Genomic DNA, 13,137 nt, shown 5'->3' with positions numbered 1-13,137 from the left:
TACACGACAATTAAATTCAGATTAAATATAAAGCTCTGCCTGCATATATAGTTTGGCATAGCCTGAAATTTCAATACGATTTTCATCCAAAATTTTGCAATATAGTTGTCCGCCTCGTGCAGATGCTTGATAAGCAATCAGTTGATTTTTGCCTAATTTTTCAGCCCATAACGGGGCTAAACCTGTATGCATAGAACCAGTCACAGGATCTTCATTGATGCCTTTATGAGGTGCAAAATAACGTGCAACATAATCATATTGATCAGATGCGGCCGTAATGGTGACATCAGGCTGATCTTCGTGTGCAGTAATCGTGGTACTTACTTTATAACTTTCTGCTAACTTTTGGATAGCAACTAAATTTGGCACAGCATCAATGACCGCTTGTGCTGATTCAAGCACTAAAATAAATGCTTGTGCATTTTCATACACCGCTTGAATAGGCTGATCAATAACATGATGAAGTAAGTCTGGATAATCCTTTAGCGGTTGTGCTGCACGAATCGGAAAATTCATTTTGATTTTGCCATCTTCAGCTTGCTCAATGATAAATATTCCGAGATTTTTAACATGAAAATGAATAGTTTTTTCAACGGTATAATCTTTAAATAATACAAATGCAGATGCTAAAGTCGCATGCCCACAAAAATCAACTTCAAGTACCGGAGTAAACCAACGTATTTCAAAATGACTGTCATCAATTCTTTTGATAAAAGCAGTTTCTGCTAAGTTATTTTCTAAAGCAATATTCTGCATCAAAGCATCCTCTAGCCACTCATCTAAGACCAATACAGCAGCAGGATTTCCCTTAAATAAGTTTTGGCTAAAAGCATCGACTTGGTACATTTTCATGGTAAAACTCCTCATTTCCACTTATTTTAAGCCAAATCAAAAATGAATACAGATACAACATTTGTTTTTAAATAGATACAGATCTAAGTCCTATGCACTTAAACTTATTGTCATAATCAGCCGCTGCTTTAGAGATCAATCAATGTTATAACTCAGTATTGTTGGTAAAATAGTAGATATTTTATGAGAATAATCCATCATCTAATACTCAGTTTAATACTGAGTCTTTTTATGATTAGCCCCATTGTCCATGCAAAAAATACCACATGGATGGCAGGAACTCGCTATAAAGGACAAGTAACGGTCGTCATGCAAAATCATGCAAAGCTACTATGGAAATGTAATGGCAGTGTGTGTCGTGTGACAGGTTCTTTTGGTGAGCAGTTATCACTTGAAGCATGTCAAGGTTTGGTAAGACATACAGGACCCTTGCGATTTTATAAAAATACTCACGGTCAAATTTGGAGTTATAAATCTGCTGAATTGGCGCAGTGTAATGCAGTACACACAAAAAAGCATCAGTAAATTTCACTCATTTACTGATGCTCCACGGGCTTAAATGACTTTATATTCTAGTCATTTTAACGCAAAAGTTTAACGATTTGATAATTCCAAATCAGCATCATTGCTCAAAATAGCCTGATCTGTTTGCCCCATAAATTGGCTGGTGACCATACCTGCCGTCATTGAACCATTGACATTCAATGCTGTGCGTCCCATATCAATCAAAGGTTCAATTGAAATCAGTAATGCAACCAAAGTCACAGGTAAGCCCATAATAGGCAATACAATCAAAGCAGCAAATGTTGCACCACCACCTACACCCGCAACCCCAATCGAGCTTAAAGTGACGATACAAACCAGCGTCAAAATCCACACTGGATCTAAAGGATTAATCCCCACTGTTGGCGCGACCATGACCGCAAGCATAGCAGGATATAAACCTGCACACCCATTTTGACCAATCGTGGTCCCAAAAGATGCTGAAAAACTGGCAATCGACTCAGGCACACCCAAACGTTGTGTTTGTGCTTCAATATTTAAAGGAATACTTGCTGCACTTGAACGACTGGTAAACGCAAAAGTTAACACGGGTAATACTTTTTTAAAGAATCGCAGCGGATTAATTCCTGTCAAAGTTAAAATAATCGCATGGACAGCGAACATGATTGCCAATCCAAGATAGGATGCAACAAGAAATCCGCCCAGATTAATAATATCCACCATTTTAGAGCTGGCAACGACTTTGGTAATTAAAGCAAATACGCCATAAGGAGTCAGTAACATCACCAAACGTACAAGTTTCATCACCCATGCTTGTAAAGTATCAATGGCGGTGACAATACGTTGCCCTTTCTCAGGTGCATCTTTGATCAGCTGAATACCTGCCAAACCTAAAAAAGTCGCAAAAATCACCACACTAATAATTGAAGTCGGATGTGCACCTGTCATTTCGGCAAAAGGGTTAGTTGGAACAAAAGAAAGAATAAAATCAGGAACATTCAGATCGGTTACTTTACCGACATATTCGGCATTAATTTTGGCTAAACGTTCTGTTTCTTGTGTACCTTGTATCAAACCTGCTGCACTTAACCCAAATAAATTAGTAACAAATACTCCCACTAATGCTGCAATAAATGTTGTAGTTAATAAAGTACCAATACTATAAATACTTATTTTTCCGAGCGATGAGGCATCATGTAATTTGATTACCGCATTTAAAATTGAAACCAGGACCAACGGCATCACCACCATTTGTAAAAGTTTCACATAACCATTACCTACAATGTTAAACCACTGAATAGATTCAGCTAAAATCTCAGGTTGTGCGCCATAGATCCAATGTAATGCTAAGCCAAAAACGACACCTAAACACAAACCAGCAAAAACCTTTTTGGCTAAACTCCAGTCGGTTTTTCGGGTTTGTGAAAGTAAATAAATGAGAGCTAAGAATATTAAAATATTCAAAACGAGTGGATAATTCATTTAATTTTCCAAAATTTCGTACTGCCATATTATATTGCAATTCAGCTGTAGCCATGATTTTTTAGCACTTTTATATATAACACTGTACTTTTTATTGGCAGATGAATTATTTGTAATATCAATATATTCGACTATATATCTAAAAAATTGCTAAGCTTTTCTGAAAATAAAATAAATCACGCAAAAAATCTAACATAAAACTCAAACCGCAATCACATTTTTTCTACATTGAAAGAAATGAATATTTCACACCATTGATGCTCCGTTCATGTACAACAGAAATATCCTTTAAATAAATCATGTTTATGACTTGCCAAGTACCACGAAGAGATTTAGGGTGAGTTTAAATATTGACCGAAAGATAAAAAATAGCATGGATGACACTCAGATTAGTAAAATTAAACTCAGCCTTTTCCTGTGCTTAAGTACATGCCTAGGCATCGGCTTATTTCGCTTTTCCTACACAGCCCTATTACCCTCAACGCGCGAAAGTTATGAATGGACAACAAATTTTGCCAGTATTTTGGGCAGTGCCAATTTATTCGGTTATTTGATTGGTGCATTTGTTGCGATGAAATTACCACAAAATCAAAGCATGGCAAAATATCTACGCTACGCTGCTTTTACCGGAACAATGAGTCTTTTAAGCTGTGCCTTTGCTGACTTTCCCAAGCTTTGGTATATCGTCTGGCGTACGATTTCAGGCATCAGTGGTGGTTTGCTGATGATTCTTGCACCTAGTGTTGTTGTGCAATGTTGTGCTGCTCAAGATCGCTTAAAAATTAATTTTATTGGTTTTAGTGGTATTGGCATTGGGGTGCTGTTAGCAACTTTATTTATGCCATTTTTAGACCGTATCTCCACACAGATGGCATGGCTCATTTTATTTGCATTTGCCTTATTTATTTGCTTCATTCTTTCTAATTTGCTCAACATTTTCCAACAGCATTTAAGCCGTATTCAGGCAGTGACACAACAAGGTAGCATCATTGATGGCATGTATTTTTGCTTATTGATCGTCTATTCATGCAGTGCTTTTGCCTATGTACCACACTCATTATTTTGGATTGACTATTTAAGGAATACATTGAGTCTTGATTTATATCATATTAATTTAAATTGGATTTTATACGGTTCAGGTAGTGCCTTAGGTGCGGTGACAGCGTATCTCTGTGCACGAAAGTTTGGGCATTTTAGTGCTTTGAAACTTTTATATAGCGCTTATGTGATTGCAATTATCATTGCGGTGTTCAATATTCACCCTATATTGACTTATACCTCATCATTTTTTACAGGTCTGCTGAATCCTGCGGTGGTATTTTTGACCTCCTATACTATTATGCATTTATATGGTGGAGCATATAAAAAACTATGGAGTATGGCGACTTTATGTTTTGCATTGACGCAATTGATTGGTGGTTTATGTTTTAGTGCTTTGCAACATTTTGGTGTGTCTTATCATCAACAATTTGTTTTGGCGGCAATAGTTTTATTATTGGGAACGGTACAGTTTTTTGTCTATAGTTCACGAACTACTTTGCCTAAATATACACAGCATTAAGAGATTTTCTGATCCAAAAATATTTGAACTGTGTAGGAAATATTTCATCTATTTCCTACATAAAATCTAAATCAAGCAGCGAATCTATGTCACAATTCACAAAATTTGTTTTGATGATTTGCATATGTTTCATCACACAATTCTCAAAAATACAATTTTCAAAATGACAGTCATTGATCATCAGTGTAAGCAAATTCGCACCAATAAAATGGCAATTTTTAAATTCTGACTGAGCAATAAACGCACCGCGTAAATTGCTCTTCACCCATGTAAAACCTGTTAATTCAGCTGATTCAATCGCACTCGATGTAAATTCATCGCATTAAATTGATATTTTCCAATAAACACAGAACTTCTAAAATTTTGTTCAAACATAAAATCATACATCATCACCTCCCCTTCATCGCTTGATCTGATTATTTTTAAATTACTTAGTTTTAAATCACTGAAAGACTTAATCCAATTGATCATCTATCTCTACAAGTTCAGCGTCAATAAAAAGCCCGCAAATTTTGCAGGCTCTGTTTGCGTTCTAAATCTTAATCCATATGTTGTATGATCGCATTTCCGAACTCAGAACAACGTAACAATGTAGCATTTTCCATTAAACGCTCAAAATCATAAGTCACAGTTTTCGCTGCAATTGCACCTGAAATACCCTTGATAATCAAATCAGCAGCTTCAATCCACCCCATATCACGCAGCATCATTTCTGCAGACAAAATGATTGAACCTGGGTTCACTTTGTCCTGACCTGCATATTTTGGTGCTGTGCCGTGTGTGGCTTCATATACAGCTATTGCACCACCAATATTTGCCCCTGGTGCAATCCCGATTCCTCCCACTTCTGCAGCCAAGGCATCAGAAACATAGTCACCGTTTAAATTTAAGGTTGCAATCACTGAATAATCTGCAGGGCGCATCAGGATTTGCTGTAAAAAGGCATCGGCAATCACATCTTTAATGACAATATCTTTACCCGTTTTAGGGTTTTTAATTTTCACCCAAGGACCACCATCGATTAGCTCTCCACCGAAACGCTCAATCGCAAGTTCATAGCCCCACTCTTTAAATGCACCTTCGGTATATTTCATGATATTGCCTTTATGAACTAACGTCACACTCGGCTTATCATGATCAATGGCAAATTGAATGGCTTTACGCACCAAACGCTGTGTACCCTCTTTAGACACAGGCTTAATGCCAATACCACAATTTTCCTCAAAACGGATTTTTGTAACACCCATTTCTTCTTTTAAAAATTTAATGACTTTTTTCGCTTCAGGTGAATCAGCTTGCCATTCGATGCCTGCATAAATATCTTCTGAATTTTCACGAAAAATAACCATATCCGTCAATTCAGGATGACGTACTGGTGATGGTACACCTTTAAACCAACGTACAGGACGTACACAGACATAGAGGTCTAATTCTTGGCGCAATGCTACATTTAACGAGCGAATTCCCCCGCCAACAGGAGTAGTCAAAGGCCCTTTGATTGAGACTACATATTCACGCAAGGCCTCAAAAGTTTCTTCTGGCATATAAGTGCCATAAATTTTATTGGCTTTTTCACCGCAATACACTTCCATCCATTCAATGCAACGTTTACTTCCATAAGCTTTTTGTACGGCTGCATTCACCACATTTTTCATGGTTGGGGTAATATCGACGCCAATACCATCGCCTTCAATAAATGGGATAATGGGATGATTGGGAACATTTAAGGATAAATCTGCATTAACTGTAATTTTGCTGCCATCCGCAGGTACAACGATCTTTTGATAACCCATTGTGCAGGTGCTCCCTTTTTATAATTAGCATTTGTAAAATAAAAATAATTGCTCAGAAACGATTTGTTCCATCTGTGTTTATTTATAACAGATTAATCGAATTTGCATACTTTTGAGATTTATATCAGGAATAACTACATTTCTCTATTGAATGAAATACATTGTTTTTACATTGATCTCAATTCACGTCTATTTCTATGATCATTTTTATTTTAAATTCAATATCACATCAGGGTTTATAGCCCCAAATTGCTCATGTCTATTTAAGTCAAGCCTTTCTAAGAGCAAATATCTATAGAGAAATGTGCAGAGCATCAAATTTAATTCTGTTATAATCCATAACATTCTGTGGGCTTCAATTTTTCCGCACTCCCACGCCCCTTTTTTAAATGGGTAAGTCAACGGTTCACCTCGTTCATACCCCACGATATTTCTATTTAAACAGTTAATTTTATGAAAATTGTTATTCTCAATAAACCTTATGGGGTTCTCTCCCAATTCCGTAAAGATGAAGCCCACATGACCATGTCTGACTTCGTCCAAGATTCGACTTTGCGTTTGGCAGGTCGTTTGGACATGGACTCAGAAGGTTTGGTCTTTCTTACCGATCACGGCGGACTCAACCAATATATTACCAACCCTGCCAATAAAAAATTTAAAACCTATTTAGTTCAAGTCGATGGTGACGTGACTGATGAAGCTTTAGAGCAACTGCGTCAAGGTGTTGAACTCAAAGATGGTATGACTTTGCCTGCTAAAGCTGAAAAAGTTGAGCAACCAGCATGGTTATGGGAGCGTGATCCTCCTGTACGTTTCCGTGCCAATATTCCAACCTCTTGGATTGAAATTTCAATCTGTGAAGGTCGTAACCGCCAAGTTCGTCGTATGACTTCGGCTGTGGGTTTTCCAACTTTGCGTTTAATTCGGACGAAAATTGGTGCGATTGATTTAGTACAAATGGCTTTACAACCAGGGGAAACTAAAGAAATCGAACCTCTTTTATATCCTGACTTTCAAAATGTACCTGCGGAAGAACCTTATCGTTCACGTTCTTATGTGAAAAAACCGGGTGGTACAGGCGGTAAACCGATGGTTCGTAAAAATAAAGATGGCTCTGTGAAAAAGTCAGGGACAAAGCGTATTTGGCAGATGGATGAAAGTGAAAGACCAAAACGTAAAACTAATGGCACCACACGTCCAAACACTAAAGCACCACGTGGTCGGGGGCGTAACGGACGTTAATTTTTAAGCTTTTAAAAAGCTCACACAGTGGGCTTTTTTAATTTTCTCACTCCCATAAGCCCATATTTTGATCATCATTGTAATACATCGATTTTCAATCCTCTAAATTTCAGCAGCTATTCATCTTGTCTTAGCGCTAGCAAAATGTTATTTATGATACATTATTTTATATTTAAAAATAATTAAGTATCACTAATAGGATTTTAATATGACACAGGATTTGCAAAAAAATGTTTTTGAAAATGATGCCGTGATGCAAAATTTAGGTGTTCATCTTGATCACTATGCACATAAAACAGCACAGCTTTCCTTAACCATTACGACTCAACACACGCAAGGACATGGAACATGCCATGGTGGTATCATCTTTACGCTTGCAGATGGTGCATTTGCGGTTGCCTGTAATTCTGAAACGACTGCGGTTGGGCAACATTGTACGATTAGCTATTTAAAACCAGCAAAAGTCGGCGATACATTAACTGCAAAAGCGCTATTCAAAGCCCCTAGCGGTCGTTCTGAAATTTACGATATTACGCTTACCAACCAACACAATGAAATTATTGCAGAATTTCGAGGTGTATCACGCATGGTCAAGAAGATTCAAAACACTTAATATGACCAAAAGCAGATAAGACAGAACAGATCACTCAATATTGCGGTAAACCTTTGAGCTTTTTTACAGCACTCAAGTACAATAGTTTTCTGAACTTAGACGTTCCGCTTATGGTTTTCTGTATAAAAAGCTTTAGGCTATAGCACATACTATTAAATGATCAGGATCAAGGTCAATGTCACAACAAGATTATGAAAATGGCTTAAAAGTTCGCACAGAAGTCATGGGCGAAAGTTTTGTAAAACGTGCACAAGAAAATACTGTGCCTTTCACACAACCTTTACAAGATTGGATTAATGAACATGCATGGGGTTCTACTTGGCAACGTGAAGGCGTGTTACCACGTAAATATCGCTCTCTCATTACCATTGCTTTTTTAACGGCGCAAAAAAGCCCAACTGAATTAAAAGGTCACGTGCGTGGCGCCTTAAACAATGGAGCAACTGTTGAAGAAATCCAAGAAGTTCTGTTGCATAGCCTTCCTTATTGTGGAGCACCTGCCACGCAAGAAGCTTTTCGTGCGGCACTCGAAGTAATTAATGAATACTCACAAACTAAATAGAATAGAAATAACAGAATAAGGCTAGTTCCAATCTAGCCTTCATAAACTATATATTTTAAATCTAAATTGTAGTTTTAAGCCCCCAAAATACACATCATTTAATGAGTCAATATCTTTATAGAGGGTTTCATTATCTGACTTAAAATTACTTCAGAATCGTCCAAAGGTGACTATGATCATGATCTTAATTTTTAGTCTTCAATGATCCAACTCATTCTATTAATGATGCAAATCTTCGGATTGGCTTTTTGTGGTAACCTTTTAGGCTATAACGCTCTAATGCTTTGGATTTTTGAATATGTCTGATCTCCCTATTTCAACTGAATTATATAACCGTGCAATGGCTGGCAACCGTAATGCTCAATTTGAACTTGCTGAAATTTATATGCAAAGTGAAAAAGATGAACATGTTGAATTGGCAGAAGAATGGGCACTCAAAGCCGCACAATTGGGGCATGTTGAAGCGATGTACTGGTTGGGCGAAGGCTATGCAGTCTATGCAAAAGACATGTTAGAAGAAGATCCTGAAGAAGCGAAAGCCTACTTTGAACATGCACATCGTTGGTTAGAACAAGCTGTTAAACACAATCACCCTGCTGCCATTTTTGAATTAGCCAATTTTTACCGCCGTGGTGATGTGGTAGAAAAAAATGTGCTTAAATCCATCGAAATGCTAGAACAAGCCGCTAAACTTGGCGAAGTACAAGCCATGCGTGATCTTGTCGCCATTTATGAACATGGTTTGGGTGTGGATATTAATGAAGCAAAAGCTGATTTTTGGGCAGAAAAAGTGCAAGCTGCAGAATAAAGGTAATAGGCTCATTGAATATGTTTTTCAATGAGCTTATTCATTCTGATCAAAAAGCTTCAAGATTAAACTGATCGCTTAATTCAAAAATATAATGAAAGACATAATTTAACAGAACGAACATTGTGATTTCAAAGAATAGAAGAAGCTATCTAATATCAGCTTACAAAATTAGGCATTGAGATACAGCTCGATGAATAAAGCAACAAGATCACATTGGAATCAAAGCAATTTCCAAGTACAATACGCCACAGTCGAGGGATGCTGCGACTTTCTTACAGGCACTAAATGTAAGATCGCTAGGCTCGACCATCGGTATTCTATTCAGATATACTAACAACGGCATCCGCGAACATACTGATCAATTTTTATTTTTATTAAGGAGATCGTGATGAACGCGGTTAATGCTTCATTTACAGATTATAAAGTTGCTGACATTTCACTTGCAGACTATGGTCGCAAAGAAATCAAACTTGCTGAAGCAGAAATGCCAGCTTTAATGGGTCTTCGTAAGCGTTATGCTGCTGCAAAACCACTTGCAGGTGCAAAAATTCTTGGCTGTATCCACATGACCATTCAAACTGCTGTTCTCATTGAAACACTGGTTGAATTAGGCGCAGAAGTTCGTTGGACATCTTGTAATATTTTCTCTACGCAAGACCACGCTGCTGCTGCAATTGCTGCTGCAGGTATTCCTGTATTTGCTTGGAAAGGCGAAACTGAAGAAGAATACGTTTGGTGTTTAGAACAACAAATTAATGTCAACGGCACACCTTGGGATGCCAACATGATTTTGGATGATGGCGGTGACTTAACTGCACTTGTTCATGAAAAATATCCTGAAGTGATTGCAAAAATCCACGGTATTACCGAAGAAACAACAACAGGTGTTCAACGTCTGTATGAAATGCACCGTGATGGTACTTTAAAAGTTCCTGCGATCAACGTAAATGACTCTGTGACTAAATCTAAAAATGACAATAAATACGGTTGCCGCCATTCATTAAACGATGCAATCAAACGTGGTACAGATATGCTTTTATCTGGTCGTCGTGCGCTTGTAATCGGTTATGGTGACGTGGGTAAAGGTTCTGCACAATCTCTTCGTCAAGAAGGCATGATTGTACGTGTCACTGAAGTTGACCCTATCTGTGCAATGCAAGCATGCATGGACGGCTACGAAGTTGTTGCTCCGTACAAAAACGGCGTACAAACTGGCAAGAAAGAAGACATCAACCTTGACCTTCTTCAAAACACTGACCTGATCGTCACAACAACGGGTAACTACCACGTATGTGACGCTGCGATGTTAGACAGCTTAAAAGCGGGTGCAGTTGTGTGTAACATCGGTCACTTCGATACTGAAATCGACACCAACTATTTACGTGGTTACAAATGGGTTGAAGTGAAGCCACAAGTACATCAAGTGTATCGTACAGAAAATGAAAACGATTATTTAATCCTTCTTTCAGAAGGTCGTTTGGTAAACCTTGGTAACGCAACAGGTCACCCATCACGTGTAATGGACGGTTCTTTTGCGAACCAAGTACTCGGTCAAATGCACTTATTTGCTGAAAAATTTGCTGATCTTCCTGAAGACCAAAAAGCGGCAAAAATCCGCGTAGAACTTATTCCTAAAAAATTAGATGAAGAAGTTGCTGCGGCAATGGTTGCAGGTTTTGGTGGTGTATTAACAACATTAACTCAAGAGCAAGCAGATTACTTGGGTGTTGCTGTTGAAGGTCCATTTAAATCTGAAGCTTATAAATACTAAGTTTTATAAATACCTCTCCCTAACCCTCTCCTGAGCGTACTTCAAGCACTGCTTTGAAGCTAAGCGCAAGAGAGGGAACTCTTCATTGTAAAAGTCCCTTCTCTTGCGCCATATATGGCTCAGGGAGAAGGTTAGGATGAGGGGATTTTTTTTAAATAAAAAGTATTTATAAAAAAGGACTTAAACATGACGAAACGTGTCCCGATTTCCTTTGAGTTCTTCCCAACCAAAACTGATGCTGGTGCGGAAAAGCTTAAAGTTGTTCATCAAGAACTTCAGTTATTAAATCCAGAATTTTTCTCTGTGACTTATGGTGCAGGTGGTTCGACTCGTGAACGCACATTGTCTACATTAAATGACTTTAATGGTAAAGGCACACCTGTTGCTCCACATCTTTCTTGTATAGGTGACAGTAAAGAACGTATTGCTGAATTACTTGATTTATATAAATCACAAGGCATTGACCGTATTGTTGCACTTCGTGGCGACTTACCTTCTGGTCAAGTGGGCTTAGGTGAATTACCTTATGCAACTGACTTGGTTCGTTTTATCCGTGAACATTCAGGTGATCATTTCCATATCGAGGTTGCAGCTTATCCTGAAATGCATCCTCAAGCAGACAGCTTTGACTTAGATATTCAGCGCTTTTGTGACAAGGCTCGTGCAGGTGCAAATGCAGCACTGACGCAGTTCTTCTTTAATCCAGATGCGTATTTCTATTTTGTAGATCGCATTCAAAAAGAAGGTGTGGATATTCCTGTTGCACCCGGCATTATGCCAATTACCAATGCAAGCAATTTGATTCGTTTTGCAGATGGTACAGGTGCAGAAATTCCACGTTGGATTCGTAAACAACTCGCAACTTATGGTGATGACACCGCTTCAATCAAAGCCTTTGGTCATGAAGTCGTTGTTAAACTCTGCGAACGTCTCATTGCAGGTGGTGCCCCAAGTTTGCACTTCTACACCATGAACCACACAGAACCCAACCGCCAACTTGTGCTAGATCTTGGTTTAGCATAAGTTTTTAAACTTCTTTCATACCTAATCTCTTTTTCCCTGAGCAAATTGAAATCTATTTCAATGAAGCGCGAGAGAAACTGAATGAGGGATAAAAGTGAAAGAAGTTTTTTATTTCACCTATTTTGAGAGTAAAACCAAATGCCCCGTTTTTATATCGAAACTGATTTAGCTGTAAATACTACGGTTGAACTGACTGAAACAGTTTTTCATCATTGGGTAAAAGTTTTACGTGCACAAGCCGGTGAAAAAGCCACTTTTTTCAATGGACAAGGTGGCGAATATGAAGTGATACTAACAGATATTTCCAAGAAATCAGCCTCTGTTTCCATCAATGCATTTAATCCCAATAACCGTACTCCTGCTTTTACGACCTTACTCGGTCAAGTCATGAGTAAAGGGGATCGTATGGATTATGCCATTCAAAAAGCTGTAGAACTCGGTGTTTCTGAAATTCAGCTTTTAACTTCAGAACGCTGTGAAATGCGTCTTAAATATGACCGTGATCAGAAAAAATTGGATCATTGGCAAGGTATTGCCATTGCAGCATGTGAACAATGCGGAATGAATATTATTCCCAAAATTTTATCTCCAATCAGTTTAGAACAATGGTTCAAAACTGAGTTACCAACAACAAAGTTAGTGCTTGCCCCAAATAAAGAACAGTTGGATATACTTGAAAATTCAACTAAAAATTTAGTACTTCTTATTGGTCCTGAAGGAGGATTAAGTGAAACTGAAATCCAACTTGCAAACAAAAATGGTTTTACTAATTGGTGTATAGGAGAGCGTGTACTCAGAACTGAAACGGCACCCGTCGTTGCACTGTCTATTTTAAACTATAAATTTCAATAAATTTTGTCACTTTTTTTGTGAGTTGTATCGCAAAAACTATTGATTTCGCCAAAGAATATAAGTAATTTACA

The 13,137-nt window shown here is 37.9% G+C and carries 13 protein-coding genes; 9 read left to right on the top strand and 4 right to left on the bottom strand.

From position 1 onward, the window contains the following. Nucleotides 1-21: 21 nt before the first annotated feature. Entirely contained in the window at nt 22-852 is an 831-nt protein-coding gene (locus HUV91_RS02125) for a PhzF family phenazine biosynthesis protein (protein ID WP_130073139.1), read from the bottom strand. Nucleotides 853-1,083: 231 nt separating this feature from the next. Here HUV91_RS02125 and HUV91_RS02120 point away from each other — a divergent pair, with 231 nt between their 5' ends. After that, nucleotides 1,084-1,377 carry a hypothetical protein gene (locus HUV91_RS02120; protein WP_174492377.1) on the top strand — a complete coding sequence of 98 codons (294 nt, stop codon included), beginning with the start codon at nt 1,084-1,086 and terminating at the stop codon, nt 1,375-1,377. Between the two features lie 69 nt (nt 1,378-1,446). Here HUV91_RS02120 and HUV91_RS02115 read toward each other — a convergent pair whose 3' ends face one another. After that, nucleotides 1,447-2,838: an L-cystine transporter gene (locus HUV91_RS02115; protein ID WP_130073138.1), complete on the bottom strand. Its 1,392-nt coding sequence runs from the start codon at nt 2,836-2,838 to the stop codon at nt 1,447-1,449. 373 nt (nt 2,839-3,211) lie between these two features. Between HUV91_RS02115 and HUV91_RS02110 the strand changes: the two genes are divergently transcribed. Beyond that, on the top strand, nt 3,212-4,399 hold the full coding sequence (locus tag HUV91_RS02110) for a YbfB/YjiJ family MFS transporter (protein WP_174492376.1): 1,188 nt from the start codon (nt 3,212-3,214) through the stop codon (nt 4,397-4,399). 55 nt (nt 4,400-4,454) lie between these two features. Here HUV91_RS02110 and HUV91_RS16720 read toward each other — a convergent pair whose 3' ends face one another. Then, complete coding sequence (locus HUV91_RS16720; RefSeq protein WP_416377013.1) at nt 4,455-4,580, bottom strand: hypothetical protein; 126 nt, start codon at nt 4,578-4,580, stop codon at nt 4,455-4,457. 358 nt (nt 4,581-4,938) lie between these two features. After that, nucleotides 4,939-6,192: an NADP-dependent isocitrate dehydrogenase gene (icd, locus tag HUV91_RS02100; protein WP_174492374.1), complete on the bottom strand. Its 1,254-nt coding sequence runs from the start codon at nt 6,190-6,192 to the stop codon at nt 4,939-4,941. A 453-nt stretch (nt 6,193-6,645) separates the two neighbouring features. On the opposite strand from icd, the gene HUV91_RS02095 reads away from it, so the two are divergent. The 7 genes from HUV91_RS02095 (at nt 6,646) to HUV91_RS02065 (ending at nt 13,066) form a co-directional block, all read left to right on the top strand. Beyond that, nucleotides 6,646-7,434, top strand: a complete 789-nt coding sequence (locus HUV91_RS02095; RefSeq protein ID WP_130073134.1) for a pseudouridine synthase — start codon at nt 6,646-6,648, stop codon at nt 7,432-7,434. A 208-nt stretch (nt 7,435-7,642) separates the two neighbouring features. Beyond that, nucleotides 7,643-8,047, top strand: a complete 405-nt coding sequence (gene paaI / locus HUV91_RS02090; protein WP_174492373.1) for a hydroxyphenylacetyl-CoA thioesterase PaaI — start codon at nt 7,643-7,645, stop codon at nt 8,045-8,047. A 175-nt stretch (nt 8,048-8,222) separates the two neighbouring features. Beyond that, nucleotides 8,223-8,609, top strand: coding sequence for a carboxymuconolactone decarboxylase family protein (locus HUV91_RS02085; protein WP_130073132.1), 387 nt, complete (start codon nt 8,223-8,225; stop codon nt 8,607-8,609). A gap of 298 nt (nt 8,610-8,907) precedes the next feature. Continuing rightward, on the top strand, nt 8,908-9,417 hold the full coding sequence (locus tag HUV91_RS02080; protein ID WP_174492372.1) for a tetratricopeptide repeat protein: 510 nt from the start codon (nt 8,908-8,910) through the stop codon (nt 9,415-9,417). Between the two features lie 391 nt (nt 9,418-9,808). Beyond that, a complete protein-coding gene (gene ahcY, locus HUV91_RS02075) occupies nt 9,809-11,191 on the top strand; it encodes an adenosylhomocysteinase (RefSeq protein WP_174492371.1) in 1,383 nt (460 codons plus the stop codon). A 186-nt stretch (nt 11,192-11,377) separates the two neighbouring features. Then, nucleotides 11,378-12,214, top strand: coding sequence for a methylenetetrahydrofolate reductase [NAD(P)H] (metF, locus tag HUV91_RS02070; RefSeq protein WP_174492370.1), 837 nt, complete (start codon nt 11,378-11,380; stop codon nt 12,212-12,214). Nucleotides 12,215-12,352: 138 nt separating this feature from the next. Continuing rightward, complete coding sequence (locus HUV91_RS02065; RefSeq protein ID WP_174492369.1) at nt 12,353-13,066, top strand: 16S rRNA (uracil(1498)-N(3))-methyltransferase; 714 nt, start codon at nt 12,353-12,355, stop codon at nt 13,064-13,066. The last annotated feature ends 71 nt before the right edge of the window (nt 13,067-13,137 follow it).

Source organism: Acinetobacter sp. Marseille-Q1623, assembly GCF_902809895.1.
Classification (GTDB): Bacteria; Pseudomonadota; Gammaproteobacteria; order Pseudomonadales; family Moraxellaceae; genus Acinetobacter; species Acinetobacter piscicola_A.
This window is presented reverse-complemented; position numbering and strand designations above follow the sequence as displayed.